27 protein-coding genes and 1 tRNA gene are annotated in these 25,307 nt (G+C 67.8%); 13 read left to right on the top strand and 15 right to left on the bottom strand.

What is annotated here, in order from left to right; translation table 11 throughout:
- Positions 1-33: 33 nt before the first annotated feature.
- From KQ303_RS00555 to KQ303_RS00520, 8 genes are all read right to left on the bottom strand, one after another.
- Positions 34-618 (bottom strand): TetR/AcrR family transcriptional regulator, encoded by a 585-nt coding sequence (locus tag KQ303_RS00555; RefSeq protein WP_259728721.1) that lies wholly within the window; start codon positions 616-618, stop codon positions 34-36.
- 274 nt (positions 619-892) lie between these two features.
- A complete protein-coding gene (locus tag KQ303_RS00550; protein ID WP_259728720.1) occupies positions 893-1,621 on the bottom strand; it encodes a class III extradiol ring-cleavage dioxygenase in 729 nt (242 codons plus the stop codon).
- A gap of 341 nt (positions 1,622-1,962) precedes the next feature.
- A complete protein-coding gene (locus tag KQ303_RS00545; RefSeq protein ID WP_259728719.1) occupies positions 1,963-2,340 on the bottom strand; it encodes a hypothetical protein in 378 nt (125 codons plus the stop codon).
- A 431-nt stretch (positions 2,341-2,771) separates the two neighbouring features.
- Positions 2,772-3,476 (bottom strand): GAP family protein, encoded by a 705-nt coding sequence (locus KQ303_RS00540; RefSeq protein ID WP_259728718.1) that lies wholly within the window; start codon positions 3,474-3,476, stop codon positions 2,772-2,774.
- A gap of 431 nt (positions 3,477-3,907) precedes the next feature.
- Positions 3,908-4,573 carry a class I SAM-dependent methyltransferase gene (locus KQ303_RS00535; RefSeq protein ID WP_259728717.1) on the bottom strand — a complete coding sequence of 222 codons (666 nt, stop codon included), beginning with the start codon at positions 4,571-4,573 and terminating at the stop codon, positions 3,908-3,910.
- Between the two features lie 332 nt (positions 4,574-4,905).
- The gene (locus KQ303_RS00530; RefSeq protein ID WP_259728716.1) at positions 4,906-5,988 is read right to left on the bottom strand and encodes a class I fructose-bisphosphate aldolase; all 1,083 of its coding nucleotides are present in this window, start codon (positions 5,986-5,988) and stop codon (positions 4,906-4,908) included.
- Positions 5,989-6,152: 164 nt separating this feature from the next.
- Positions 6,153-6,225 (bottom strand) — tRNA-Ile (locus KQ303_RS00525).
- A gap of 10 nt (positions 6,226-6,235) precedes the next feature.
- Positions 6,236-6,721 carry an occludin/ELL family protein gene (locus KQ303_RS00520; RefSeq protein ID WP_259728715.1) on the bottom strand — a complete coding sequence of 162 codons (486 nt, stop codon included), beginning with the start codon at positions 6,719-6,721 and terminating at the stop codon, positions 6,236-6,238.
- A gap of 251 nt (positions 6,722-6,972) precedes the next feature.
- On the opposite strand from KQ303_RS00520, the gene pyrE reads away from it, so the two are divergent.
- Both pyrE and KQ303_RS00510 read left to right on the top strand, forming a co-directional pair.
- The gene (gene pyrE, locus KQ303_RS00515) at positions 6,973-7,584 is read left to right on the top strand and encodes an orotate phosphoribosyltransferase (RefSeq protein WP_259728735.1); all 612 of its coding nucleotides are present in this window, start codon (positions 6,973-6,975) and stop codon (positions 7,582-7,584) included.
- Positions 7,585-7,642: 58 nt separating this feature from the next.
- Complete coding sequence (locus KQ303_RS00510; protein ID WP_259728714.1) at positions 7,643-8,617, top strand: folate-binding protein YgfZ; 975 nt, start codon at positions 7,643-7,645, stop codon at positions 8,615-8,617.
- On the opposite strand, the gene KQ303_RS00505 is transcribed toward KQ303_RS00510, so the two are convergent.
- Entirely contained in the window at positions 8,614-10,137 is a 1,524-nt protein-coding gene (locus KQ303_RS00505; protein ID WP_259728713.1) for a TM0106 family RecB-like putative nuclease, read from the bottom strand. The genes KQ303_RS00510 and KQ303_RS00505 overlap by 4 nt on opposite strands.
- A 103-nt stretch (positions 10,138-10,240) precedes the next feature.
- Between KQ303_RS00505 and KQ303_RS00500 the strand changes: the two genes are divergently transcribed.
- The 7 genes from KQ303_RS00500 to KQ303_RS00470 all read left to right on the top strand — a co-directional run bounded on the left by KQ303_RS00500 (position 10,241) and on the right by KQ303_RS00470 (position 15,161).
- The gene (locus KQ303_RS00500) at positions 10,241-11,728 is read left to right on the top strand and encodes a phosphoglucomutase/phosphomannomutase family protein (RefSeq protein WP_259728712.1); all 1,488 of its coding nucleotides are present in this window, start codon (positions 10,241-10,243) and stop codon (positions 11,726-11,728) included.
- On the top strand, positions 11,725-12,375 hold the full coding sequence (gene rdgB / locus KQ303_RS00495; RefSeq protein WP_259728711.1) for an RdgB/HAM1 family non-canonical purine NTP pyrophosphatase: 651 nt from the start codon (positions 11,725-11,727) through the stop codon (positions 12,373-12,375). Before KQ303_RS00500 ends, rdgB begins: the two co-directional genes overlap by 4 nt.
- On the top strand, positions 12,375-12,764 hold the full coding sequence (locus KQ303_RS00490; protein WP_259728710.1) for a YidH family protein: 390 nt from the start codon (positions 12,375-12,377) through the stop codon (positions 12,762-12,764). The genes rdgB and KQ303_RS00490 overlap by 1 nt, the downstream gene beginning before the upstream one ends.
- Positions 12,761-12,973, top strand: coding sequence for a hypothetical protein (locus KQ303_RS00485; protein ID WP_259728709.1), 213 nt, complete (start codon positions 12,761-12,763; stop codon positions 12,971-12,973). The genes KQ303_RS00490 and KQ303_RS00485 overlap by 4 nt, the downstream gene beginning before the upstream one ends.
- A gap of 563 nt (positions 12,974-13,536) precedes the next feature.
- Positions 13,537-14,022, top strand: a complete 486-nt coding sequence (locus KQ303_RS00480) for a hypothetical protein (protein ID WP_094514539.1) — start codon at positions 13,537-13,539, stop codon at positions 14,020-14,022.
- 287 nt (positions 14,023-14,309) lie between these two features.
- Positions 14,310-14,936, top strand: a complete 627-nt coding sequence (locus KQ303_RS00475) for a hypothetical protein (RefSeq protein ID WP_259728708.1) — start codon at positions 14,310-14,312, stop codon at positions 14,934-14,936.
- 60 nt (positions 14,937-14,996) lie between these two features.
- Entirely contained in the window at positions 14,997-15,161 is a 165-nt protein-coding gene (locus KQ303_RS00470; RefSeq protein ID WP_094514532.1) for a Nif11-like leader peptide family natural product precursor, read from the top strand.
- Here the strand turns inward: KQ303_RS00470 and KQ303_RS00465 are convergent.
- Genes KQ303_RS00465 through hisB form a run of 3 tightly spaced genes read right to left on the bottom strand, consistent with a single transcriptional unit; the run spans position 15,139 to position 18,010 of the window.
- Positions 15,139-15,645: a DUF1499 domain-containing protein gene (locus tag KQ303_RS00465; protein WP_311134086.1), complete on the bottom strand. Its 507-nt coding sequence runs from the start codon at positions 15,643-15,645 to the stop codon at positions 15,139-15,141. The two genes, KQ303_RS00470 and KQ303_RS00465, sit on opposite strands and share 23 nt — an antisense overlap.
- Before the next feature lie 50 nt (positions 15,646-15,695).
- Complete coding sequence (locus KQ303_RS00460; RefSeq protein WP_259728707.1) at positions 15,696-17,318, bottom strand: carotenoid oxygenase family protein; 1,623 nt, start codon at positions 17,316-17,318, stop codon at positions 15,696-15,698.
- 47 nt (positions 17,319-17,365) lie between these two features.
- A complete protein-coding gene (gene hisB / locus KQ303_RS00455) occupies positions 17,366-18,010 on the bottom strand; it encodes an imidazoleglycerol-phosphate dehydratase HisB (RefSeq protein ID WP_094514522.1) in 645 nt (214 codons plus the stop codon).
- Between the two features lie 85 nt (positions 18,011-18,095).
- Here hisB and KQ303_RS00450 point away from each other — a divergent pair, with 85 nt between their 5' ends.
- The gene (locus KQ303_RS00450; RefSeq protein WP_259728706.1) at positions 18,096-18,716 is read left to right on the top strand and encodes a carbonic anhydrase; all 621 of its coding nucleotides are present in this window, start codon (positions 18,096-18,098) and stop codon (positions 18,714-18,716) included.
- A 13-nt stretch (positions 18,717-18,729) separates the two neighbouring features.
- Here KQ303_RS00450 and fabI read toward each other — a convergent pair whose 3' ends face one another.
- The gene (fabI, locus tag KQ303_RS00445; protein WP_259728705.1) at positions 18,730-19,512 is read right to left on the bottom strand and encodes an enoyl-ACP reductase FabI; all 783 of its coding nucleotides are present in this window, start codon (positions 19,510-19,512) and stop codon (positions 18,730-18,732) included.
- A gap of 69 nt (positions 19,513-19,581) precedes the next feature.
- Here fabI and KQ303_RS14640 point away from each other — a divergent pair, with 69 nt between their 5' ends.
- On the top strand, positions 19,582-21,039 hold the full coding sequence (locus KQ303_RS14640; protein WP_311134085.1) for an FAD-binding domain-containing protein: 1,458 nt from the start codon (positions 19,582-19,584) through the stop codon (positions 21,037-21,039).
- Between the two features lie 99 nt (positions 21,040-21,138).
- On the opposite strand, the gene KQ303_RS00430 is transcribed toward KQ303_RS14640, so the two are convergent.
- Entirely contained in the window at positions 21,139-21,666 is a 528-nt protein-coding gene (locus KQ303_RS00430) for a hypothetical protein (RefSeq protein WP_233133121.1), read from the bottom strand.
- Between KQ303_RS00430 and KQ303_RS00425 the strand changes: the two genes are divergently transcribed.
- Together KQ303_RS00425 and KQ303_RS00420 are read left to right on the top strand one after the other, a co-directional pair.
- Positions 21,629-22,474 carry a thioredoxin family protein gene (locus KQ303_RS00425; protein WP_311134084.1) on the top strand — a complete coding sequence of 282 codons (846 nt, stop codon included), beginning with the start codon at positions 21,629-21,631 and terminating at the stop codon, positions 22,472-22,474. The two genes, KQ303_RS00430 and KQ303_RS00425, sit on opposite strands and share 38 nt — an antisense overlap.
- A 19-nt stretch (positions 22,475-22,493) precedes the next feature.
- Positions 22,494-23,738: a DegT/DnrJ/EryC1/StrS aminotransferase family protein gene (locus tag KQ303_RS00420; protein ID WP_259728704.1), complete on the top strand. Its 1,245-nt coding sequence runs from the start codon at positions 22,494-22,496 to the stop codon at positions 23,736-23,738.
- Between the two features lie 49 nt (positions 23,739-23,787).
- On the opposite strand, the gene KQ303_RS00415 is transcribed toward KQ303_RS00420, so the two are convergent.
- Entirely contained in the window at positions 23,788-25,287 is a 1,500-nt protein-coding gene (locus KQ303_RS00415; protein WP_259728703.1) for an FAD-binding domain-containing protein, read from the bottom strand.
- Positions 25,288-25,307 lie beyond the last annotated feature (20 nt).

The following is a 25,307-nucleotide window of genomic DNA, read 5'->3' as shown; positions in this document are numbered from 1 at the left end:
GCAGGGGCATGGCCCAGCTCAGCCACCTTCGGCTCAGGGGCCAACAGGGCGGGCCACCGCCTCCAGCAGGCGGCTGGCCAGAACGGGATCGTCGACCAGGCGCGCCAGCAGCACCGCTCCCACCATGGCCGACGCCAGCTGCAGCGCTGCATCACTGGGGGTGGCATCGCCGGGCTCGTCCCCGCAGGGCACCTTGGCGGGCGGGCGGGCGGGCAACTTGCGCTCGATCGCCGCGAGCAACCCATGGGCCGCAGCGGCAAAGGCGGCGCGCACGGACGCCGGCTGGCGACCCCCCTCACCCCCAAGCGCCGCGATCACGCAGCCCCGCTCCGGGTGAGCGACGTGCTCGGGCGAGAGGTAGAAGGCAAGGCTCTGCTCCAGCGAAAGCCCCTCAGCCAGCGGCCCCTCGGCGCTGGCGGCGGCCGCCGTGCGGATGGCTTCAGCCACCAGGGCGTCGCGGCTCTGGAAATGGGAATAGAAGGCGCCATGGGTGAGGCCGGCCTGCTTCATCAGCGCCGGGATGCCGATACCCGAGAGCCCCTGACGGCGTAATTCAGCCGCGGCAGCGCGCAGGATGCGCTCACGCACAGCTTGCTTGTGACCGTCGGCGTATCGCATGATGGGCATCATGCCATGAATCTGTGGGCCTCACCCGCCCCGCAGCGGGTGGCTCAGCTGCAGGCATGAACAACCCCGATGGGAAAGCACAGCTGGGAAGCTGCGGAACAACGTTTGGGCGCCCCTGGCGAAGTTCCGTGAGGTTCAACACAGAGGCACTTCAAGCCGTATCTCGGCGAGCGGAAGTCCTTCAGGGGCCAGGGGCGCAGCAGGAGATGGATTTGAAGTGTTCATCCCGCATCACCCGGCTTCCCCAGACCGTGTCAGCAGCCTCCTAGGCCTCAACCTCCCAGAGCACCATGCACGCTCGCTTGTGAAGGATCTGTAGTTCGTAGCTGCTGGAACAGGCCGAGGCCGCATAGCCATAGCAGACATGCAGCGGCAGAAGATGCTCTTCCCTGGGATGGCAGTAGCGGGCAAAAGGGGCGTCCTGCCAATGGAGCAGACGCTGGCTGCGCTCCTGTTCAGCGAGCTGGCGGTTGGAACAGGTGTCGAGCAACCAGTTCTCGAAGGCCCCATTCATCGCCTTGGATTCAGCTGTATCGGGTGTGAAGAAGGCCTTCATGTTGTGGAAGGAGAAGCCCGAACCGATCAGCAGCAACCCCGGATCCGCCAGGCCTTGCAAGGCACGGCCCAGGGCCAGATGCTGGGCAGGATCCAGGCTGCGAAGCAAAGACAGCTGCACGCATGGGATCTCTGCCGCGGGAAACATGATCTTCAGAGGCACGAACAGGCCATGATCCAATCCTCTCGTGGTCGTGAGGCGGGCCTCGATGCCAGCTTCAGCCAGCGCCGCAGCGATGGCGCACGCCAGCGGCGGATCACCTGGGCATGGATACTGAATCTCGTACGACTCGTGTGGAAATCCGCTGTAGTCGTAGAGAAGCGACGGATTCGCGCCGGCAGTCACAGTGGGTTGCTGCTCTTCCCAATGGGCACTCACCACAAGGATGGCGGAAGGCCGCTCGATCGTGGCGGCAATGGTTGTCAGGCAAGCAACCATTTCGGCATGGGCCGCATCACCAAGCAAAGGCAATGGACCACCACCATGGGAGAGGAACAGGGCCCGGCGTCGCTGCACTGATCACTCCTGATGCAAAGCTGCTTGCACAGCTGCCTGGATGGATGAGCGCCAGTGCCCAAGGCCATGCAAAGCATTGAGCCCAAGGTCATGAAAGGCACTGAGCCCATCACCCAAACCCCAGAACTGTCAGAGCAACTGTAGAGCAGACGCACAGGGGAGAACCACTGCCTGCAGCAGGGATGGCAGCAGCAGCGACGACAGACGTGGCGGCAGCAGCAATGGTCGGGAAGGAAAGGCCGCCCCATCAGCGAAGCCGGTGGTCAGTCTTCCTCGGAGATGTACAGCTCCGTGCCTCGTTGGTAGAAGTTGAAGGTTTTACCCTGGTCTTCACAATCGGATTGGGTGGCCGCGTAAGCCTTCAGAGGGGTGCGTACGATATTGGTGACGCCGGTGGTGTTGTCGTCGTAGCGCACATTGAGCGCAGGCGATTTATTCTCGCCTTCAAACTTGTAGTTCCAGGTCAATTTCAGCCACTTTCCGGGTGCCACGGTGGCGGACGTCCACTCACCTGAGCTGCCCCAGCGATAAGCGAAGTTCACGGAATAACCGGTTTCGGTGCCGATACAGGCCAAGGCGAACTTCGTTGACTGAGCGGAGGCGATTGGGGCCTGCGCCACTGTGAACGGAATCACCAGCAAGGGGATGGCCCACCAGCGGCGCGCAGACCTTTGCAAGGAGTGTGGCGCCGAACAAGCCGCCGAAAGAGGCCGCGAAGATTCACCCAGAAGAGGGAAAGAACGCTGAACCGGCCTAGCAGAACGAAGCAAGTGCAAGGACTTGCCAAACATAGATTGCAATCCCATAGCTACACCTATTATCCGAAGAGCAAACATAACTGAATGAGGCCCACCTGTCTGGCAAATGTCATCATTGGTAAAGGCCTACTCCGCGCTAACCACATCACGAACAAGCGCGCAGCAGCTTGCCAGCCACTGCCAGGCAGGGACTGAGCCTGCTCCTGATGGTTCTGCTGATGGGTTGAGGTTTCTATCCTCTGGCCTGTGGATGCAAAACCATGGTGATCGGAGATGGATCGCAGCTGCCCAGGTGAATGAACCACTCGTGCACGTCAGCTCGACACCGGCAGCAAGGGATGACCGAGAAACCAACCGATGCCGTCGGCCACCAGCACCAAGCCAAGCACCACCACCACCACCGCTGTGAGCTTCGGCAGCACCGACAGACTGAGCGAGGCCAACGACTGAAAGATCCTGCCGGCCTGCTGGGGAAAGAGGAAGCGCAGCCCGATCAGGCTGAGCAGAGGCAGCACAAAGATGAGGTTGTAAACAAGGAGATAAGCGACTCCCGCCAACCCCTGCGGGTCATGTTGCACGATCCGCTCCACAGCCGCGAGGTAGGGCACGGCGCCCGGAAGGCCCACCAACACCAAGCTGCCCCCGAGCACCGCCATGGCGGCCGGTGAATTACCGGTTGCTGGGGCCTCCTGTGGTTTGGCGGTGGTTGATCGCTGCATGAGCCAGGGGGAGGCCAACAGCAACAGTCCCACCAGGATCTGAATCACCAACTCCAGCACCTGGGGTTGATTCCAGAGGCGTGCAAGACCTGCACCGAAGTGCGCTGTGAAGGCTTCTGCTCCTAACAACAACAAAAGGCCAAAGCACACATACACCACATAAACCCCCGCCACAAACGAACCAGCAAGGGCCACGGGACGACGGCTACCAAGCGCCACCGTCATCGGCACCAGAGCCAGGGGAACCATCGACAGACTGTCAACCAGGCCGATCGCCACCAAAACAAGAAGCAGGCCCACGCTCGCACCGATCCAGCCGGGAGCTGGATTGTATGGGAGGAAAGTGAAAAGTCAGCAGGGTTTTGTTGGAAGACTGAATCCTGAGCAGGAGGTGATGCTGGAGCGCTGAGATCACCATGGTCATGGCGTGGGGGAGATGGGCCAAAGATAATCAGACAGATGGTCGCTGACGATCAATTGGCAGCAGAGCCGATGTGTTCGATCCCGTGGTTCTCGCTGACAAGTGTGCAGGTATCCTCCCGATCGGACCGACCGTAGGGGAGCCTTCACAAGGCCTTGATTCAGCTCTGTGAAGAAATTCTGACCACAACGCGCCGCAACTCCGCGAAGCCACTTGAAGACCGATGATCAATTCAATGATCCAAGGAAAAGACCAACGATGCCACAAGACCAATAGCCAGAAATTCATCCCATCGCTTGAAGACAAAACATCATAATGGCTCCGTAATCGGCGCCTGCCTCGTACCTTGAGGTTGCTTTTCAAAGACGACCACACTGTCGTAGATCGAGATGCAGTCTGTGGTGCGGGTGAATGAGGAAATCGGCAAGGCACCCCGCGTATGCACGGCATTGATCTCATCAATCTTTCCCTTCGCGAACTCGATGAAGCTCCCCGATCGTCCAATCCCACCGTCATACTCATCCCAATAGCAAGTATGCGTATCTTCCACCATGTAAACGCCTCTGGGATGAATACGTTCATAAAGCAATTCAAACGAAGAGACCATGTGGCTCATCCGATGGCTGCCATCATCCAAGACAATATCGATTCGTGGATAGCGGCTGAAGATCCGCTCGATCACCGCAGGATCATCCTGGCTACCAATGAAGATGTCAACACCTTCGCCCTCATGCTGCTTGCATTCAGGATTGATGTCAAGACCAAGAACCTGTGCGCCGGGACCGAAATACTCCTTCCACATAGCCAAAGAACCGCCACCAAAAACCCCGATCTCAAGGATCACCGGAGCGGCGTTGCGGAATCTCGAGAAATGTCGCTCATAGATATCAAAGTAATGAATCCATTTATGCATGAGCTTGGAAGAGTTTTCCAAGAAGTAGCGATGCAGGAATCCGCCGCAATCAACTGAGGCCACAACGAGATCAACTGATAGTGTTCAATCTTAGACTCTCTCCAGACGTTTGCCATCACAGCCGAGAGGGATCTGGGCACTCCCACTGCCTTCTGCCACTCACGACAGCTGACAGCCATTGCCATCAACATCCTGCCCACATGGCCATCGAGGAAGAGCAGAACATCCATCTGCCACCCATTCGGCAGATGGATGTCAATCCATGCCGGAACTGACGACGACCTTATCCATTACCAGCGTCCCAGGCCTCAGGTCCTCGAACAGTCAACCGCTCAGATCGTCAGGCATTCAACCCCACAGTCCGGAACGCACCAACGTCGCATCCAAACCCACCTCTAATAGCTGTAATTCGCCTCAAACAACGGCGCACCATCGGAGGGTTCTGAGCCGGGCGCATAGAGGCCCTGAGACGCCAGGCCATTGGCCCGGGCGCGCGCCAACAGCGCCTGCTGGCCGGAGGCCAGATCGTGGCCAGCCCAGTGCTTCAGGCACGACTGCTGCAGCGCACGGCCGTAGGAAAAGCCCAGGTGCCACGGCGCTGGCGTGGTGGCTTGATTGATGCCGTTGAGATACACACTCGCCTCCTCTTCGCTCAGGCCACCGGAGAGGAACAGCACAGCCGGCACACTCACCGGCACCGTGCGCTCCAGCGTGCGCAAGGTGTATTCAGCCACCAGTTCGGGGCTGGGCGGGGTGGCGCAGGCCATGCCCGGCAGGGTGAGCGACGGCTTGAGCAGGCTGCCCTCCAGGAACACACCACAGTGGCTGAGGGCGCTGTACACCGTGCGCAGCACCCACTCCTGCACGGCAGCAGTGGTTTCGATGTCGTGGTCTCCATCCATCAGGATTTCCGGCTCCACGATCGGCACCAGCCCCGCCTCCTGCACCGTGCGCGCATAGCGGGCCAGGCCCCAGGCGTTCTCGCGCACGCACAGATCCGAGGGGGATCCCTCGGCGGAAATCTTCAGCACCGCGCGCCACTTGGCGAAACGAGCACCGCGCGCATAGGCGCGCGTTGCCCGCTCCTGCAGTCCCTTCAGGCCGGTGCACCAGCTCTCTCCCTCCAGTCCGCCCGCCAGCGGCTCCAGACCCTGGTCCACCTTGATGCCAGGAACGATGCCGCTGCTGCGGAACAAGTCCACGAGCGGCGCACCAGGTTCGCCCAGCGCATTCACGCTGTCTTGAAACAAGGTTTCCTCAAACAGGATCACGCCGCTGATGTGCTCGTTGAGCTCAGGTGTGGTGGCCAGCAGGCTGCGGTAAGCGCGGCGGTTCGCCTCGGTGTTGGCCACACCGATGGCCTCGAAGCGTTTGCCGATCGTGCCGGTGGATTCATCGGCGGCCAGCAGTCCCTTGCCCCGGGCCGCCAGGGTGCAGGCTGTGCTGGCCAGTTCATCGCGAAAGCTCTCGTGGCTCATCGATTCCGGTGCGGGAAACAAACAGCAGAACCGATCGGCTCCGACCTCTCCTTAAGTGGGGCAGAGGGCGGTGTCAACGGCGCGGTGTGGAATGAATCCAGCTGGAGGCTGCTTCCGGAAAGCCGCACCGGTTGCGCCGCAATGAGCCGGCGACAATTGTTTGATGGGGGTCCCGGGGATCGAACCCGGCTTAGGCGGATTATGAGTCCGCTGCATTCACCAGATTGCTAGACCCCCAGCGTGCCGCTCACCACAAGCCGCGGATCGGCCGTGACCACATCGACGTGGGTACTGCGCCATCATCCAGCTGATGCGGTGCCATCGATTCACCGGAACCCTGCAGACTGCCGGTGAACTGGCTGGGCAGGTCAGCTGTGCGAAACGGGATCGGCGAGCTGAGTTCTTCCATCGCCGCGTTGACGGTGTTGTTGATGGCGCTCCCATCCCAGATGATCGCCTGATCAGGAAAGCCCAGTCCCATCACGCGGTTGCCTTCCGGCCCACCCATCGCGATGCCGAGGATATCGGTGGCCTGATGAAGGATGTTCACCCCTGCCGCAAACGGTGAGCGCCAACTGAAGGCGCGCCGCATGAAGAGGGTGTCGGTGGCTTCCACCACGCCGCAGCGGGTGACCTCCACCGGCGCCGCGCGGCCTGGGCCCGAACCGGAGGCACCGGCCTCCACCGTTGTGGTGCAGACAACCGGGTCGGCCAACGCAGGGGCTGTGGTCATGACCGCCAGGCCACTAGCCGCCACCAGCCATGCAACGAGACCCGGCCGCATCATGGAAGGCCACGCCAGGGATGCAACGGAGCGGGTGGGAACCACAGCAGAAGGGGTGGGGCGGGTCATCGGAAGCACCAGAGACGCCCGTGCCCGTTGCAGGCAGGAGCTGGCCATTTGAGCGCAAACTAAGTCAGCAAGCCGGAAAGTTGCCAGTGTCCGCCGTTCCCGACTCCCTGGCCGCCGCTCCGGCCACCCCGCTGCCCCCCGCTGATCCGGCGGAACGGCGCCGCGCCCTGCTGCCGCTGCTGGCCGACCGCGCCTATCGCCATGGCCGTTTCACCCTGGCCTCCGGGCGCAGCAGCGACCATTACGTGAACTGCAAACCGGTGAGCCTCAGCGGTTACGGGCTGGCCCTGCTGGCGGAGCTGATGCTGGAGCAGGTGGAAGACGGTGCGCTGGCCGTCGCCGGGCTCACCCTCGGCGCCGATCCGTTGGTGAGCGGCGTCGCGTTGGCGGCGGCGCTGGTGGGGCGGCCGCTGGATGCCCTGATCGTGCGCAAGGAGGCAAAAGGCCACGGCACCGGTGCCTGGCTGGAAGGCCCCCTCCCCGCCGCCGGCAGCACGATCACCGTGCTGGAAGACGTGGTCACCACCGGCGGGTCGTCGCTCAAGGCGGTGCGGCAACTGCGGGAGGCCGGCTATGTGGTGCAGCGGGTGGTCACGATCGTGGATCGGCAGGAAGGCGGCCTCGAGGCGATGACCGCAGCCGGGCTGGAACTGCGCAGCCTGTTCCTGTTGGAGGAGATCGCCGCGGCCGCCGGCAACAACGAAGCAGCCGCAAGCAACCACTCCCCAACCGCCACCAGCTGATCCCGCCCCGATCCCGGCGGTGATTTGCAAGGGTAAGGGCGCCGGATGCTCCCCCACCGTGACGCCCCATCCCCAGCCCGACCCATGGGCCTGGCAGCCGCCCCGCCCCAGCCGCCTGCAGCAGCCGGCGGTGCTGATCCGCCTGGAAGGGGCTGACACCCTGCGCTTCCTGCACGGCCAGACCAGCCAGGACCTGGAGCGGGCCCAGAGCGGCCAGTGCCTGGCCACCTGCTGCATCAGCCCCACCGGCCGTCTGCGCGCGCTGGCCGAGGTGCTGGTGGATGGCGCAGGCGCCTGGCTGCTGGTGAGCGCCGGTGATGGCGGCGCCGTGCATCAGGCACTCGATCGGGTGCTGTTTCCGGCCGATCAGGTGGTGCTGGGGGCGCCCCAGCCGGTCAGGTTGTTCACGCTGTTTGAGGCTCCCGGCCCCTTGCTGGCGCCCCCCGGGCAATGGCAACCCCTCGGCGCGGCCGACGGCGCCGAGGGGTTTCTGCTGCCGGGCGGCCGGATGGTGCTGCCGGCCGAGACGCCGGAGCCAGAGGCGCTCCAGGCGCTGCCGGCCCTCTCTGCCGCCGAGGCCGAGCGCTGGCGGCTGCAGGGCGGCCACCCCGCCGCGCCCGCCGAGATCAACGAGGAGGTGAACCCGTTCGAGCTGGGCCTGGCAGGGCGGGTGAGCCTCTCGAAGGGCTGCTACGTGGGCCAGGAAACCCTGGCCAAGCTGGCCACCTACGACGGCGTCAAGCAGCAACTGCGCCGCTGGGTGTGCACGCCTCCCGCCGGTGGCCCGCTGCCGCTGCCAGGTGGCAGCCTGCACACCCCGGCGGGCGACCGGGCCGGGCGGATCACCTCCTGTCTGGAGCTGCCCGCCACTGCTCAGCAGCCGGCCTGCTGGCTGGGGCTGGCCCTGGTGCGGCGGCAGGCACTGGCGGAGGCGTGCCTGCAGGCCGAGGGCGGGCTGGAACTGGCGCTCTCCATCCCGGAGGCGTTCGTAACCCCGCCGGTGGGCGCCGGCGGCGGGGCGGGCAAGCTCTAAGCAAGTGGTGCCGGCGGGTCCTGGTGCGGGGGCGATTGGTCCTGCTCCAGCAGCCAGCGGGCCACCGCCCAGGTGGCCCGGACGTCGTCGTGGTTGTAGCGGAGGATCCAGCGCAGGTTGTGGTGGCTGCCGCGACCCGCAGCGGTGCCATCGCCGCGCCACTGGCGCCACCACAGCAGGCAGCGGGCCCCATCCACCCCCTTCTGGCTCCAACGGAAGCCGAGCCAGCCAGCCACCCCCTTGAGCCCGTAGCTGCTCACCGGCAGCAACCAGTGGCGCCGCAGGCGCACGTGCAGGTCCACCAACCGCGCCCGCAGCGCCGCCACTTCCCGTTCGCTGGCGCCCTGGCGCTGGGCAAGCCGCACCAGCGCCACCGCCTCGGTTTCGCCGTAGTGGAGCAGGGGCCACCCCGGACTGCGCGCCAGCGCCCGCCGCAGGCGCTGCCACAGCAAGGCTTCGCCGTGCTCATGCAGGGCCAGCAGCGGCTGGTAACGGCTGCCGGCGGCGGCGGCCGTGGGCCAGCGGCCATCAGCCTGCCGCTCGATCCGCAGAAAGCCGTGCAGAAAGTCGTCGCGGGCGTCCGGGTCGGATTCGATGTCGTAGACGAGCACGCCGGGGGCCGCCGCCAGCTCCGGCAGCGCCAGCAGAGGCTGGCCGGGGAGAGGCGCGATCCGTTGCGGAGCGCCGTCGCGCTGCACCCGCGCCTGGGCCACCAGCCGCTCAGCCACCTCACGGTGCTGCTCGCCGTGCACCTCCAGCGCATCGGCCAAGGCACCGGGGTCGGCCGCCGCCAGATCCGCCACCCCGCCCACATGGAGATCCAGCAGCAGCTCGCGGCGTTTGCCGCCAATGCCGCTCACTTCGCTGAGGTGGCCCTGCTGGGCCGCCTCCTGGTCGCACAGGCCCCGCCAGGAGCAGAGCACGCACTTTTTGCGGTCGTTGACCAGCGGTGGCGGCTGAGACCGTTGCAGATCGTCCGCCAGTTTCGGCAGGCTGTCGTCGAGCTGGCGCTGCAGTCCAGGGCCCAGCGCCAGGTGTTCCTGCTCCAGCCCGCGGGCGCCGTGGGCCAGCACCAGGCCCTCTGCCACGCTGGCGTCCTGGTGCTCCCCCAGAAGCCGGCCCCAGAGCGTCATCAGCAGGCGGTGTTCCCGCGTGAGCCGCCGGCCGTGGCGCGCCATCACCGGCAGATAGGCATGGGCGCCCCAGCGGCTGCTGCCGGTGGTGCGCAGCAGCAGGGGCGGGTGGGCCTGCAGCGCCAGCCCGCCCGGGCCCTCGCCGGCCAGCCGCAGCCCCACCACGGCGGGCGCGGCGGCGGCGCAACCCGCCTCACCCCGCTGGGGCTTGCGGCCCAGCAACTGCACAAAGCAGCGCTGCTGGTCGTCCAGCTGCAGGGTGCGGTGGGCCGTCCAGAGTCGTCGCTCCTGGGGGCCATGGCGGTCGAGCCAGGCGCGGCGACGGCAGCGGACCCAGCTGCGCAGCAAACGGTCGGTGAGCACCCGATCGGGGTGGGCGGAAGGCATGAGGCCAAGCTAAAGGGAACGGTGGCCTGCCCAGAGGCCGGCACGCGCTCTGCCCCGCAGGATGCGTCACGCTGCTACGACCCTGGCACTTCCCCTCCCCCCCATGGCGTCCGCCCCCCTGCCCCTGGAGCCCAGCCCGATCCGGTTCGGCACCGATGGCTGGCGCGGCATCCTTGGCGTCGACATCACGGTGGAGCGGCTGTTGCCGGTGGCAGCCGCCGCCGCCCGCGAGCTGGAGCATTCCGCCCCGCCGGGCCTGCACAGCCGGGAGGTGGTGATCGGCTACGACCGCCGCTTCCTCGCGCCTGAACTGGCCGAGGCGATCGCCGCCGCCGTGCGGGGCGCCGACCTGGAGCCCCTGCTCACCGACACGCCCGTGCCCACCCCCGCCTGCAGCTGGGCGGTAGTGGAGCGCGGCGCCCTGGGCGCCCTGGTGATCACCGCCAGCCACAACCCACCGGAATGGCTCGGTCTCAAGATCAAGGGCCACTTCGGCGGCTCGGTGGAAGGCGACTTCACCGCCCGGGTGGAGAAGCGCCTGGAGGCCGGCGGCATCACCGTGCCGATCGCCGGCGACACCCCCCGCTTCGATGGCTGGGCCGGCTACCTGGCGGGGCTGCGCCGGCTGGTCGACACCGGCGCCCTGCGCCAGGGCCTGGCACGGCTGGGCATGGCGGTGATCGTGGATCCCATGCACGGCTCGGCCGCCGGTGGCCTGCCGGCGCTGCTGGGCCAGCCGCCTGCCGCTGCACCCCACCCGGCTGAAACCGGCGGCATCCAGGAGATCCGCTCGAACCGCGATCCGCTGTTCGGCGGCCATCCCCCCGAACCGCTGGAGCCTTATCTGGGCGAACTGATCGCAGCGGTGCGCGCCAGCACCGCCGCCGGCCTGCCGGCGCTGGGCATCGTGTTCGATGGCGATGGCGACCGCATCGCCGCCATCGACGAGCGGGGCCGCTACTGCAGCACCCAGCTGCTGATGCCACTGCTGATCGATCACCTGGCCCGCGCCCGCGGCCTGCCCGGCGCCGTGGTCAAAACCGTGAGCGGCTCCGACCTGATGCAACAGGTGGCCGAAGGCCTCGGCCGGCGCGTGATCGAGAAGCCGGTGGGCTTCAAGTACATCGCCGCCGAGATGTTGAGCGGTGATGTGCTGATCGGCGGGGAGGAATCCGGTGGGGTGGGGCTGGGCATGCACCTGCCGGAGCGGGATGCCCTGTTCGTCGCCCTGCTGGTGGTGGAAGCGGTGGTGGAAGGGGGGCTGCCGCTGGGCGAGCGACTCGATCAGCTGCGCGAGGCCCACGGCGGCGCCGGCACCTATGACCGCCTCGACCTGCGGCTGCGGGACATGGCCACCCGCCAGCGGCTGGAACGGCAGCTGGCCGATGCCGCCCCCACGGAGGTGGCCGGCGCGCCGGTGCTGGAGGTGATCCGCACCGATGGCGTCAAGCTGCGGCTCGGCGCCAGCCACTGGCTGATGCTGCGCTTCTCCGGCACCGAACCGCTGCTGCGTCTCTACTGCGAAGGCCCCAGCCCCGAGCGGGTGGCCGCGGTGCTCGCCTGGGCGCGGCAGTACGCGGAGGCGGCATGACCCCCACCACCCCGCCCGCCCCATCCACCGTGCTGGTGCTGGCCAGCGGCAATGCCGGCAAGCTGCGGGAATTCAACGCCGCCCTCAACGGCGAGGCGGCCCGCGCCGCCGGCCTGCCGCCACTCGATGTGCGCCCCCAGCCCAGTGGCTTCGAGGTGGAGGAAACAGGCGAGAGCTTTGCCGCCAATGCCCGGCTCAAGGCTGAAGCCGTGGCATTGGCCACCGGCTGCTGGGCACTCGCCGACGACTCGGGCCTGAGTGTGGAGGCACTCGGCGGCGCCCCCGGCATCCATTCGGCCCGCTACGCCGCCAGCGACAGCGAGCGCATCGCCCGGCTGCTGCGGGAACTGGGTGAACAAGCTGCAGCCCAGGCGCCCACCGCCAACCGCCGCGCCTGCTTCACCGCCGCCCTGGCTCTGGCAGATCCCAGCGGCCACACCGTGCTCACGGTGGAAGGGATCTGCCCTGGGGAGATCCTCACGGCGCCGCGCGGCAGCGGCGGCTTCGGCTACGACCCGGTGTTCCTGGTGCCGGAGGCCGGCCTCACCTTCGCGGAGATGGACCTCGATCTGAAGCGCCGCCTCGGCCACCGCGGCCGGGCCCTGGCGGCGCTGCTGCCGCAGCTCGGGCCGCTGCTGCAGCCCTGATGGCGGTCAATCTCACCAACGAGCTGGCCAAGGAACGCAACCGGGCGGCGGCAGAGCGGACCTTGATGGCCTGGATCCGCACCTGCCTGGCGCTGATCAGCTTCGGCTTCGGTCTCGACAAGATCATCGGCGCCATCAACACCAATCGCTTCGAGCGGCCCGTCCATGCCGGCCTCGGCGTGCGGCTGGTGGCGATCGGCTTCGTGCTCACCGGCATCCTGGCCATGGCCGCCGCCGCACGGGAACACCTGCGCACGCTCAAGCGACTCCAGCGTGACGACTTCTTCTATGTCGACCAGACCTCGATCGGCATCGCCACCGCCATGGCCCTCACTCTGATCGGCAGCGTCGCCCTGATCCTGTTGATCACCGGTGCGAGGCCGATGTGAATCCGGCCGTGGCGCTGGCGCTGCCCGTCACCCTGTTCGCGTTGGTGTTCGCGCTGGGGTTGGGGCTCTCCGCCACCGAGCTGGCACTGGTGCGGCAGCGGCCCTTCCTGCTGCGCGCGCTGCTGGGCACCTGCCTGCGCAATCCGGGCCTGGCGCTGGTGGCGCTGCCCTTTGTGCGCTGGCGAAAACGGCAGCGGCTGCGGGCGTGAATCGGATGGCACAGGTCAGGATGCGCGTGGGGTGGTGAAGGCGATCGAGATGCGCCCATCGGGGCGGCGAAGACATCTGCCCATTGAAGGTGTCGCGCGCCACCCTTTCCAGCAGGCTGGGGGCGAGGCGTTGCCCGTGGCCTTTCTTCACGAGAACAACGTTCTCCTGCCAAAGGAGGGGACGTCGCCGGAGTAGTTGAAAGCCCGCGCTGCAAATACGATTCTTTGGGCGATGCGCACAACCCGGACGCTGTGGAGATCGGCACTCACCCATATCCTCAACACCATCATCATGCAGGGAGTTGACTCCAAGTTGGATTCAGCGAGAGACCGGGGCTCAAGCGGATCATGCCAACAGGTTTCACGTACCTTCAGGGCCCCACCGTGTCCACCAACCCACGTCCTCGCCTGGGTTCCGAAGATCGGCGCCGCTGGATGTGAGTCAGAATGTTGCGGACCCATTCGCTCCGTGGCGGCGATGTAGTCGTCCCGGCCACAGTGAGGCAACACCTACCTCCACCCTCCACCGTGCGGTTGTCCGCAGGGTGAAGCCTTCCACCCCAATGCCCCAGAAAGCGATCGTCCTGTTCAGCGGAGCTCTGGCGAGCTGCGCACTCGCCCTGCTTGCGGCACCGGCCTGTGCAGAGTTGCTCTACAAGCTTTCCACCAGATGCAGCCTGGCGGGAGCGGATCCCCAGGCCTGCACAGTTGAAGCCGAGGATTTCGGCAGCGTCACGTTGTATCGACACCGCATCGGCGCAGTGACCAAAACGATCCGTGTGACCGACTCCCCTCTGAAAATGGAGCTCTACAACGCCGAGCGCAAGAAGTGGGAGACCCTGCAAAGCGCGTCGGCACGGTTTTCAGCCAACACGGTGTGCTTCAACGGCCGAGATCTCTGCGTCGTCAATCCCAACTACCTCAACAGCGTGCAAGAGAACCGGCCCGATCTGATGACTGGGCGGGATCTGGTTCGCGTGCACTTCGACAGCAGCGGTCGCACCAACGCGAGCTGCTACGACGACGGATGTGATCTGGTCCTGAAATGAACCAACTCTCCGGATTCGCCTTTGTGTTGGCTGGCATGGTCACACTTCCCGCTGGTGCCGGCTTCGCTTTTGATTCCTCAACTGCAACTGCCTCCCCTCCCACACACCTGATCGCTCGGGGAGGTGGTGGTGGCTCCCGCGGCGGCGGCTCCCGTGGTGGTGGGGGTGGTGCCTCACGGGCCAGCCTTGGATCCCAGGGCGGCAGCAGGGGCAACACAGGCTTTGGCAACGCCAGTAGCGGTCTCAGCCGTGGATCCTCCAGGCCCAGCGGCGGCTGGAGCAACCAAGTGCGTCAACCCGGCGTCAACCCCTCGCTCAACCGGCCCAGCGGCAACACCGTGGCCGGCAACCGCAACCTGAACCGCGACACCAACCGTAGTGTGAATCGCAATCTGGACAACAACCGGAACGTGAATCGGGAGGTGAATCGCGATATCAACAGAAACGTCAATGTGAATCGCACCGCCAACGTCAACTGGGATCGGCGCGTCAACATCAACAACGTGAACGTCAATGCCGGCTGGGCGCGGCCAGGCTGGGGCGTGGCGCGGCCGTGGAACTACGGCTGGTATGGCGGTTGGAGCACGCCAACCTGGGGCTGGTGGGGCGCCCGCGCCGCCACCTGGGGCATCGCCACCCTCGCCACTGCTTCAATCATCAACAACGCCGTCAATTCAGCCATCAGCGCCAACCAGACCTACATCCTGGTGCCGAACAGCAGCTACCAGCTGATCTTCGCTTCGGTGGTGCCAACCAGCAGCTCGGTGGTGAGTTTCGCCGTTACCGCCGACGGCGGCACCTACCAGCTCACGGCCGACTGCAACGCCGGCCTTCTGGATGGCCGCCAGCCCCAGTCCGCCGCGGAGGCGGAACTGCTCAATGCCGCCTGCCAGGTGGCCTTCGGCAACGTCTGAGGCCCGGGGGCGCTCAGCGCCCCCGAGTAGGACGGAGTCAGGCCTCCGCCGTCAACGACCATGTCCAAAGCCCAACTGAACGCGTTCCTGCTGCAGGTGGAAGGCGATCCCGCGCTCAAGGCCAGGGTGGACGGGGCCGCCGATCCCGCTGCGGTGGTGCTGATTGCCGCCGAACTGGGTCATGTGTTCTCCGCCGCCACCCTCAGCCGGCAGCAGCGGGGCTGATCCCGGCATCCAGGGCCTGCTTCAGGCTCTCCAGCCGAGCTCGGTTCACCCCCAGGTCTGAATCGCCGAGGCGTGAGGCCGAGCGCACCTGCAGCACGCCACTGCGGGCATCGGCCGCCAGTTCAAGGTCGTCGATGAAGCCGAACAGGCGGCTTTCCGCGGTGGCGTGGAGATAGGCCGCCTCCGGCTCCTCCTCGAAGCGCTCCACCCTGATCCCTGGCGTGGCCTTCAGCACCGGCACCAGCTGGCGCAGACCGTCCAGCGGATCGGCGAGGGGCCAGTCCTGGCGGACGCAATGGCTTGGCGCCGTGCAGGTGGAAAGGCGCCCATCGTGCAGGCCGAGCTCCACCGGCACCGGCCCCACCAGGTGGAACAGCGCAGCAGCAGCGGCCGCCGGCTGAAAAGCGAGCGGAGCTGCGACGGCCAGCAGCCACAGGCCGGCCGTCACCAGCAACCGGCCCAGACGCAAAAAGAGCTGTGGCACCAGGCCTGAAGCGGCGCTGGAGGCGGAGCCAGTGGCGTGCGGGCGCGGGTTCACGCCGCACTCCAGCTGCCATGCAGCCCGTGGGGGATGGCCAGGGGCAGGGGAATCACCGCCTGCTCGGTGAGGTCGTCGGCCCGCAGGATCACCAGGTCACTGGCCGAGCGGGCACCGTTCCAGACCACGCAGAGGATCCAGCCGTCGTCTTCCGCCGGAGCGGACCCGGCGCCAACGGCCGGCCGGGGCACCATCAGCGGCTCGCTGACGAAGCCGCGCGGCGCCGCGCTCCACACCCAGCGTTCGCCGGAGTGGAGGTCAAGCTTCTCGATCGCCTGCAGCGGGTCGTTGCCCCGCTCCCGGTGGGTGACCGCCATCCAGGCGTAGCGGGCGTCCAGCCCCACGCGGGCGGGGTTCACCATCGCGAATTCGCAGCAGCGCTCCTCCAGCCGCTCGCTGCTCACCGTGCCGGTGGCCAGATCGATGCGGCAGCGGTGCAGCTGGCCCACCGGCAGGGTGCTGAAGTCGACAGCACGGAAGTCGGTGTCCGGGCCGATCGTGGGGAAGTCGTCGTAGTAGATCGAATCCACCACCACCTGGCCGGCGGCGCCGGCGCCGGGGTCTTCGAAGGCATTGAGGTGGTGGAACACGAAGCCGGCCGGCGCCTGCACCTGCAGGGGCTCCCCTTCACCGGAGCGAGGAATCAGCCAGAACTGGCCCTGCTCGCCGGGCTTGGAGGCCAGGCACTGGGCGGCTCCCTTCAGGCCGAACACGAAGCCCAGCGGGTTGAAGGCCATGGCGTTCTGCAGGAACACGGCCCAGTTGGGGGTGATCGCGAAATCGTGCAGAAAGGCGAACCCCTTGAAGCTGCGGGTCTGATCGGCCAGCAGGCGGCCACTGCCGTGCCTACCGCTGCCCTGGTGACCGCTGCTGTGATCGCCGCTGGTGCCGTGGCTGCTTGGGTCCTGGCTGTTGATGGCCTCGCCGTTGCTGGCCTGGCTGCTGGAGGCGTCGAACTCCATCAGCCGGATCTTGCTGCGGGGCCCCGCCTTCACCCCGAAGGTGACCATGCGCGGACCGCCCCGGTGACCGGGATCGAAGCGGGGGTGGGCGCTGAAGGCCTCCCCGGCGGCAAGCACGCCATCAAGCCGTTCGAGGCCGGTGGTCTCCAGCGTGTCGGGATCAAGGCCGTGGGGCAGGCTCGCCTCCCAGAGCGCCAGCAGGCGGTCGCCCAGCCGCACCACGTGGGTGTTGGCGATGTTCTTGAGCCGCAGGTCGAAGGCATTGGCCAGGGGACCGCCGGGCTTCTGGGTACCGAACACGCCGCGGTACACGAAGCTGCCCTTCTCCTCCTCCGCCAGCCAGCCCTCGGTGCGCACGAAACGGTTGGTGAGACTGGCGGCGCCACCGTCGAAGCGCACGGCGGTGATCATGCCGTCGCCATCAAAGGGGTGATGCACCCACTGGCCGCCGCGCTCCAACCGGCCCGGCCCGTTGCGGTAGAGGGTGCCGCTGAGCTCACTGGGGATGGAGCCCTTGCTGGCGGTGAGCGGCGCCGCCGTGAGTTCGCTGCCCACGTTGCGGAACGCACTGGCCCAGTCGGCGCGGGCGTAGGTGGTGGGGCTCGCGGCGGACTCCGGTGCGTCCGGATGGTCGGGGCGGCTGGCGGCCAGGGTCATGAACGGGCGAGCGGACGGCGGTCCTCCCATCATCACGTAAAGGAGTGTTAAGCGGCGCCCGCCTGCTCCAGCACCCCCTTGCTGCTGGGTACGGCACCGGCCCGGCGCGGGTCGATCTCCACCGCCAGCCGCAGCGCCCGGGCAAACGCCTTGAAGCAGGCCTCCACGATGTGATGGGAGTTCAGGCCATCGAGCTGGCGGATGTGCAGGGTGAGGCCCGAGTTGTTCACCACCGCCACGAAGAACTCCCGCACCAGCTCGGTGTCGTAGGTGCCGATCCGCTGGGCCGGAATCGTGAGCCCGTAGCTGAGGTGGGGGCGACCGGAGCAATCAAGCGCCACCTGCACCAGCGCTTCATCGAGCGGCGCCACGAAATGGCCGAAGCGATGGATGCCGCGGCGGGAGCCCAGGGCCTGCGCCAGGGCCTGGCCCACGGCGATGCCCACGTCCTCGTTGGTGTGGTGGTCGTCGATGTGGGTGTCGCCGTGGGCGCTGATCTCCAGGTCGAGCAGGCCATGGCTGGCCAGCTGATGCAGCATGTGATCCAGGAACGGCACCCCGGTGCTCACCTGGCAGGCGCCACTGCCATCGAGATCCAGGCGCACCCGCACATCGGTTTCCCCGGTGACCCGGTGGACACGGCCGCTACGGCCTCCCGGACTGCCGGGATCGAGGTCCGGATGGAGGGACACGGGCTGTGGGGCGGGACAGTACCAATCATGCCGAACCCGAAGGCCTGACTCGGTCCACAATCGCCAGCACCGATCCGGCCCCTGCGTGAAAAACTGTCCCCTGACGGTGCTCGCCGAACTGCGAGAAGGCCACCGGCGCTTCCTTGACGGTGAATCGCTCCATCCCCACAGCAGCCGTGAGCGCATGCTCGAAGTGGAATCGGGCCAGCATCCGGCTGCGGCGGTGCTGGGCTGCGCCGATTCCCGGGTGCCGGTGGAGCTGCTGTTCGACACGGGCTTCGGCGACTTGTTCGTGGTGCGCAACGCCGGCACCCTCTCCACCACCGCAGCCATCGCCTCGCTGGAGTACGCCGTGGCCCACCTGGGCGTGCCCGTGATCGTGGTGCTCGGCCATGAGCGCTGTGGCGCCATGGAAGCGGCCTTCAACCCGGCGCTGACCCTCACCCCGAGCCTGGCCCAGGTCGTGGGGCAGCTGCGCATGGAGCTGCTCAACCTCGGCGGCCACGACGACCTGGATCAGGCCGCCCGCCACCACACCCTCAACGCGGCCCGCAACCTGGTCGACTCCAGCGTGCTGCTCACCGATCTGATGCGCAGTGGCCGCCTGCAGGTGGAAGCCGCCTTCTACAACCTTCACACCACCACGATCGACTGGATGGGAACGGTGATGCCGATGCGCTTGGAGGAGCTGATGCGTGGACCGTGAGGCGGGAGGGCGCTCACATCCCCGTGATGCAGTAGCCGCCGTCCACATAGATCACCTGGCCGGTGATGCCAGAGGCAAGCGGGCTGGCCAGAAAGGCGGCGGTGGCGCCCACTTCGTCCTGGGTAACGGTGCGCCGCAGCGGGGCCTTCTCCTCCACGTTGTGGATCATGTCGAGGATGCCGCCGATGGCGGAGCTGGCCAGGGTGCGGATCGGGCCGGCGCTGATGGCGTTCACCCGCACCTGGTTGTCGGGGCCCAGTTCGGCGGCCAGGTAGCGCACCGAGGCCTCAAGGGCCGCCTTGGCCACCCCCATCACGTTGTAGTTGGGAATCGCCCGCTCGGCGCCCAGGTAGCTGAGCGTGATCACGCTGGCGCCAGGATTGAACAGGGGCTTGGCATAGCGGCAGAGCGGCGCGAGCGAATAGGCGCTCACCTCCAGCGCCCGGCCGAACCCTTCGGGGGTGATGGCGCTGTAGTCGCCCACCAGCTCCTCCTTGCCGGCGAAGGCCAGGCAGTGGATCAGCACATCGAGGCTGCCCCACTGCTCCTGGATCGCGGCGAAGGCGGCCTCGATCTGCTCGGGGATCTGCACGTTGAGCGGCAGCACCAGGCTGGGGGCCAGCGGGGCCGTGAGCTCACGCACCTTGCCCTCGAAGCGGCCCTTGTCGTCGGGCAGGTAGGTGACCGCCAGCTCGCAGCCCGCCGCGGCCAACTGCTGAGCGATGCCCCAGGCGATCGAGCGGTTGTTGGCGATGCCGGTGACCAGGGCCTTCTTGCCGCGCAGATCGAGAAGCATGTCCTGGGGAGCGAGCTGGCAGGAATTCTCCCGCAGCGCTGGCGCCCTGCCCGCGCCACGATCGGTGCCATGGAGCCCGCTGTCCCCCTCGCCTGGCCGCCTGCCACCGGCGATCTGCCCCGCACCTTCGCCGATCGGCACGAGCTGGCCGTCGAGCTGCAGGCCCGTTTCGGCCAGCAACCGGTCGCCCCGGATGCCGAAGACGCCCCACCGCTGAGCCCGATGCGCGGTGGCCGGGCAGCGGCGCTGGCGGCGCTGGCAGCGCTCGACCCGGTGGCCTACGCCACCAGCCGCAACCATCTCGATGGCGCCGTGACCCGCCTCTCCCCCTACATCCGCCACGGGGTGCTCACCCTGGCGGAGGTGCGGCAGGCGGTGTTCGACGCCCTGGCCGCCCGGGGGCTGGGGCGCAGCGCCGGAGAGAAGCTGATCAACGAGCTCGGCTGGCGTGACTATTGGCAGCGCGTCTGGCAGCAGCTGGGCGAGGGCATCTGGGACGACCGCGAGCAGGGCGCCAGCGGCCTGCCGCCCACGGCCTACCGCGCAGACCTGCCCGACGACATCGCCGGCGGCAGCACCGGCCTGGCCTGCATCGATGCCTTTCGCCATCAACTGGTGCAAGAGGGCTGGCTGCACAACCATGCCCGCCTATGGCTGGCGGCCTACCTGGTGCACTGGCGGCGGGTGCGCTGGCAGACCGGCGCCCGCTGGTTCCTGCGTCACCTGCTCGACGGCGACCCGGCCAGCAACAACCTCAGCTGGCAATGGGTGGCCGGTACCTTCAGTGCCAAGCCCTACCTGTTCAACCGCGCCAATCTGGAGCGCTTCAGCGGCGGCCGCTTCTGTCGCGCCTGCCCGAAGGCGCAAGCCGGTGGCGCCGGCCGGCCGGGTGGCTGCCCGTTCGAAGCCAGCTACGAACGGCTGGGCGAGCGGCTGTTCCGCAGCGAGGCGCCGCTCAGCCTGCCGGAGCCGCCGCTGCAGGACCAGACCCTGCCGCCAGCCCCTACCGCCGGCAGGTCAGCCGCTGGCCTACCCAAGCAGGCCACCGTCGCTCCAGCTGGCCCCTTGCAGCGGCCGGTGCTCTGGATCCACGGCGAGGCGTTGGGGCAGGCCAACCCCGCCTGGCGCGCCCATCACGATCGGCCGGCCCTGTTCGTGTTCGACCGGGCCCTGATCGAGGGAAGCGCCGGCCAGGGCCCGGCGATCAGCCTCAAGCGGCTCGGCTTCCTCTACGAATGCCTGCTGGATCTGCCAGTGGTGCTCCGGGCCGGAGCTGTGGCGGAGGAGTTGCTCGCTTTCGCCGCTCACCATGGCGCCGACGGGGTGGTGACCTGCCGGGCGGTGGATCCTCGCTTTGCAGAGCTTTCCGCGACGATCGGCGCCGCCCTGCCGCTGGTGGTGCTGGAGCCCGAGCCATTCGTGCAGCTGGAGGGCCCCGTGGATCTGCGGCGCTTCAGCCGCTACTGGAAGCGGGCCGAGCGGGCGGTCTGGGCCGGTTTCGAGGGGCCACGCCTCACCGCCGCTTGAGCACGCCTGCACCACTGCAGTCCTGGGCGGCGGGGGGTCTGGCCCTGTCCCGCTTCAAGGCCGACGAGGTAAAGGGCTGAGCGCGCCGGGAGCCAGGGACTAGGGCGCAGCCTCCGGTGCTGCAGACGGTGCCGGGGCCTCAGCTCCAGCTCCCTGCTCCAGCGCCTCCTCACGGGCCCGCACCTCGTTGGGATCGGGCAGCAGATCCTCCTCCTGCAGCATCGGGAAGCTCTCCTGCTTCACCTGATCCGCACGGCGGGGCGGATCGGTCCACTCCCAGCGGCTGCGCGGGGCGCGCGCCTGGCAGAGCGCCTCCAGTTCGCGCTGCAGCGCCCGGCGCACATCGCCGCGGGCCACCACCTCAAAAAACTCCTGGCGGGTCGCCAGGCCAGAGCTGAACGGCGCACTGCCGTTGCCGTTGAACAGACGGGGCGGATCCGGCAACCAGCGCGGCCGGCAGACCCCCCGCTGGCGGGTGTCGGTTTCGAGCCACAGGTGCACACCGAAGCCGTCGGGCTGGTTGACCACCGCCAGGCCGTCGTGGGGCTGACGGCGCTGCAGGGGGAAGATTCGCCAGCTGGCCCTGTTGGTGGCGGGAACACAACTCGCCAGCAGGGAAGACGTCACCAGCAGCGTCACCACCACCAGCGCCAACGGCCGCAGCAAGGGCCGCCTTGGCGACCAGCGCGCCGTTCGCAGCCGCGCCGGCAACGCCACAAGGCGGCGCCATGAAGACAAGCGCCAGGAAGACTTCAAGGGGCTCACGCGGGCGAACCGGGGGGCGCCGATCCTGCCCCAGTGGCGGCGCCAACGCGGACGCCACAATCACAGCGGAAGTTCCGCCGCGGAGCCTGGCGCCATGGCCCTCACCCCCTCCACCATGCTGCCGCTGGGCACGGCCCTGCCCCCGTTCCAGCTCGCCGATCTCGATGGCCGCGTCCACGACAGCACCGCCCTGCCGCCCCAGCCGCTGCTGGTGCTGTTCCTCTGCGCCCACTGCCCGTTCGTGAAGCACATCGAACCGGAGCTCACGCGGCTTGAGCACGACTACAACGACCGGGTGGTGATCCTGGCGATCGCCAGCAACAGCGTCCGCACCCACCCCGGGGACGGCCCTGAGGGGCTGAACGACCAACGCCAGCGGCACGGCTGGCGCTTCCCCTACCTGCTGGACAGCGACCAGAACGTGGCCCGGGCCTTCCACGCCGCCTGCACTCCAGACCTCTATCTCTACGGTGCAGACCACCGGCTTGCCTACCGCGGCCAGCTCGATGCCAGCCGCCCCGGAACGGGCCAGGCCGCAGATGGCAGCGCCCTGCGAGAGGCGCTCGATGCGGTGCTCAGCGGCCAGGCCCCGGACCCCGATCAGCGGCCCGCCATTGGCTGCAACATCAAGTGGCACCCTGGCCAAGCGCCCCCTGGAACCGAAGGCTGAGGGGATTAAGGTTGCCCGCATGCAGGTGCCCCCCTTCGATCTCACCGAGCAACTTCATCAGCTTGGTGAAGGCCTCGAAGACGCCGTTCTGCAGGTGTTGCGCAGCGGCCAGTACATCGGGGGGGCCCGGATTGCGGCCTTCGAGCAACAGTTCGCCGCTGTCTGCGCCAGCCCCCATGCCATCGGCTGCAACAGCGGCACCGACGCCTTGGTGCTGGCCCTGAGAGGCCTGGGGATCGGTCCGGGTGATGAGGTCATCACCAGTTCGTTCAGCTTCTTCGCCACGGCCGAAGCGATCAGCAGCGTGGGGGCCACGCCGGTGTTCGTGGATGTGGAGGAAAGCTCCTATCTGATCGATCTCGATCGGATCGAGGCGGCGATCACGCCCGCCACCCGCGCCCTGATGCCGGTGCACCTGTTCGGCCGTCCAGTCGACATGGAGCGGATCACCGCGATCGCCTCAGTGCATGGCCTGAAGGTGATCGAAGACTGCGCCCAGGCCACCGGCGCCAGCTGGGCGGGGCAGCCGGTGGGCAGCTGGGGGGATGCGGGCTGCTTCAGCTTTTTCCCCACCAAGAACCTCGGCGGTGCCGGCGATGGCGGCGCTGTGCTCTGCAGCGACCCAGAGCTGGCCCAGCGCATCCGCGAGTTGGCCGTGCATGGCATGCCGGAGCGCTATCTGCACACGTCGCTGGGCTACAACAGCCGCCTTGACGCTCTTCAGGCCACGGTGCTGGCCGTGAAGCTCCCCCATCTGGAGCGCTGGATCGAGCGACGCCGCCAGCTCGCCGCCACCTACCAGCGTGAGCTGGCGGGCCTTGCTGGAATCTCCCTGCCCGAGGCGGGGCCCGACGGCCACAGCTGGAACCAGTTCGTGGTGCGCGTCCCGTTCTGCCCAGCGGGCGCGAACGCCTGCGGCGGCAGCTGCGCCCCCTCCAGCACCAGCTCCACTTACGGCCTGCCCGAAAGCTGCTGCCGCGACTGGCTCAAGCAGGAGCTGGCCGCCGCCGGCGTCAACACGATCATCTACTACCCGATTCCGATTCACCGCCAGCCGGCCTACGCCCAGCTGGGCTATGGCCCCGGCAGCCTGCCGGCCACCGAGCGGCTCACCTCCCAGGTGCTCAGCCTGCCGATCTTCCCCGAACTGACCTCCGAGCAACAACAAGCTGTGATCACTGCCTTGCGCCAGCTCGCAAGCAGCTCAGCGGCCGCAGCGCCCGCCTCTGCCCCTGCGGAGTCCCGCGCCCAGGTGCGGGTCTGAGCCACGGCCGCCGGCCAGATCCTCCCCACCGACGCCAGGCTCGGCCGGCTCAGGCCAGCCCTGCGTAGAGCCCCTTGAAGCGCGCCTGCTGCTGCTTGTGGTCCACGATCGGTGCGGGGTAACCCCGCCGTTCCAGGGGCGCGATCGCCCCGCTGATCAGATCGGCAGTGGCCACATGCGCCAGTTCCGGCAGCCAACGGCGGATGTACTGAGCCTCGGGATCGAAGCGGGCCGCCTGGGTGAAGGGATTGAAGATGCGCAGGGGTTTGGGATCCATGCCGCTGCTGGCGCTCCACTGCCAGCCCCCGTTGTTGGCAGCCAGATCCCCATCCACCAGCAGGCGCATGAACTGGCGTTCGCCCCAGCGCCAGTCGCAGATCAGATCCTTCACCAGAAAGGAGGCCACGATCATGCGGCAGCGGTTGTGCATCCAGCCGCTGGTGTTCAGCTGCCGCATCGCCGCATCCACGATCGGCACGCCGGTGAGGCCCGCGCACCAGGCCTCGAAACGGCCCGTGTCGTTCTCCCAGGGAAAGCGGCGCCACTGGGGGCGGTAGGGCCCGTCAGCCAGCTCGGGAAAGTGAAACAGGGCCTGTTGGTAGAACTCGCGCCAGGCCAGTTCCTGCTCCCACACCGTGATCGCCTGCAGGTCCTCGTCGCTGCGGGCGCGGGGCCGCTGCTGCTGGGCCGCCGCCCAGGCCTGCCGCGGGCTGAGCGTGCCGAACTTGAGGGCCGCACTCAGGCAGGAGGTGCCCGCTTCGCCTGGCAGGTTGCGGCCGGGTTCGTACCGCAGCAGGGCGCCATCGGCGAAAAGGGCCAGCTGATCGGCGGCAGCGGCTTCTCCCGGGCGGCAGGGGCAGAGATCGGCGCCGGCGAAGCCGGCATGGCCAAGGGCAGCGGCGCTGTCGCCGGTCGCAGGCACGGCGTCCAGAAGCGGCAGGCGCTCCCAGAGGGCCTGGCCGCGGCCGGGCAGGGCGGTGGGATCAAGAGCCAGCAGGCCGCTGGGAGCCGCTACCGGCGCCAGCTCCAGCCCGCCAGCACCGGCGGCCGCCGGCCCGGCCGGCTCCAGCCGGCGCCGCCAGGCACGGAAGAACGGCCCGTACACCCGATAGGGAGCGCCACCGCCGGTGAAGAGGCTCTCGGGGGGAACCAGCAGCTGATCCCAGCCCGCCAGCACCTTCAGCCCGTCCTGCTGCAGCGCGGCGGCGACGCGGCGGTCGCGCTCGCGGCCGAAGGGTTCCACATCGCGGTTCCAGGCGACCACCGCCGCGCCGATCGCTACCGCCAGCTGGGGCAGCAGCTCGGCTGGATCCCCCCGAAGCAGCAGCAGCTGGCTGCCGGCCTCACGCCAGCGCTGCTCCAGCTCCCGCAGGCTTTCCAGGAGAAACCACAGCCGCGCCGGGGCCAGGTCGCTCGCCTCCAGCAGGGCCGGATCGAGCACGAACACGCCGGTCACGGCGGGCGTGGCGCGAGCGGCGGCCGCCAGGCCGAGATTGTCGGCCAGCCGCAGGTCACGGCGGTGCCAGAACAGCCAGCGGGGCGGGGTCATCGCAACGGTTCCTGCACCGC

The sequence above is a fragment of the Synechococcus sp. CS-1333 genome (genome assembly GCF_025128015.1).
GTDB lineage: Bacteria > Cyanobacteriota > Cyanobacteriia > PCC-6307 > Cyanobiaceae > MW101C3.
This window is presented reverse-complemented; position numbering and strand designations above follow the sequence as displayed.

Bases quoted from the DNA above. Each gene is read 5' to 3' on its own strand.
- KQ303_RS00420 (WP_259728704.1), top strand. From the start codon at position 22,494: ATGCAGGTGCCCCCCTTCGATCTCACCGAGCAACTTCATCAGCTTGGT.
- KQ303_RS00500 (WP_259728712.1), top strand. From the start codon at position 10,241: ATGGCGTCCGCCCCCCTGCCCCTGGAGCCCAGCCCGATCCGGTTCGGC.
- KQ303_RS00505 (WP_259728713.1), bottom strand. From the start codon at position 10,137: ATGCCTTCCGCCCACCCCGATCGGGTGCTCACCGACCGTTTGCTGCGC.
- KQ303_RS00555 (WP_259728721.1), bottom strand. From the start codon at position 618: ATGCGATACGCCGACGGTCACAAGCAAGCTGTGCGTGAGCGCATCCTG.
- KQ303_RS00490 (WP_259728710.1), top strand. From the start codon at position 12,375: ATGGCGGTCAATCTCACCAACGAGCTGGCCAAGGAACGCAACCGGGCG.
- KQ303_RS14640 (WP_311134085.1), top strand. From the start codon at position 19,582: ATGGAGCCCGCTGTCCCCCTCGCCTGGCCGCCTGCCACCGGCGATCTG.
- KQ303_RS00520 (WP_259728715.1), bottom strand. From the start codon at position 6,721: ATGACCACAGCCCCTGCGTTGGCCGACCCGGTTGTCTGCACCACAACG.
- KQ303_RS00460 (WP_259728707.1), bottom strand. From the start codon at position 17,318: ATGACCCTGGCCGCCAGCCGCCCCGACCATCCGGACGCACCGGAGTCC.
- KQ303_RS00530 (WP_259728716.1), bottom strand. From the start codon at position 5,988: ATGAGCCACGAGAGCTTTCGCGATGAACTGGCCAGCACAGCCTGCACC.
- KQ303_RS00470 (WP_094514532.1), top strand. From the start codon at position 14,997: ATGTCCAAAGCCCAACTGAACGCGTTCCTGCTGCAGGTGGAAGGCGAT.
- rdgB (WP_259728711.1), top strand. From the start codon at position 11,725: ATGACCCCCACCACCCCGCCCGCCCCATCCACCGTGCTGGTGCTGGCC.
- fabI (WP_259728705.1), bottom strand. From the start codon at position 19,512: ATGCTTCTCGATCTGCGCGGCAAGAAGGCCCTGGTCACCGGCATCGCC.
- KQ303_RS00550 (WP_259728720.1), bottom strand. From the start codon at position 1,621: ATGGTTGCTTGCCTGACAACCATTGCCGCCACGATCGAGCGGCCTTCC.
- KQ303_RS00415 (WP_259728703.1), bottom strand. From the start codon at position 25,287: ATGACCCCGCCCCGCTGGCTGTTCTGGCACCGCCGTGACCTGCGGCTG.
- KQ303_RS00480 (WP_094514539.1), top strand. From the start codon at position 13,537: ATGCCCCAGAAAGCGATCGTCCTGTTCAGCGGAGCTCTGGCGAGCTGC.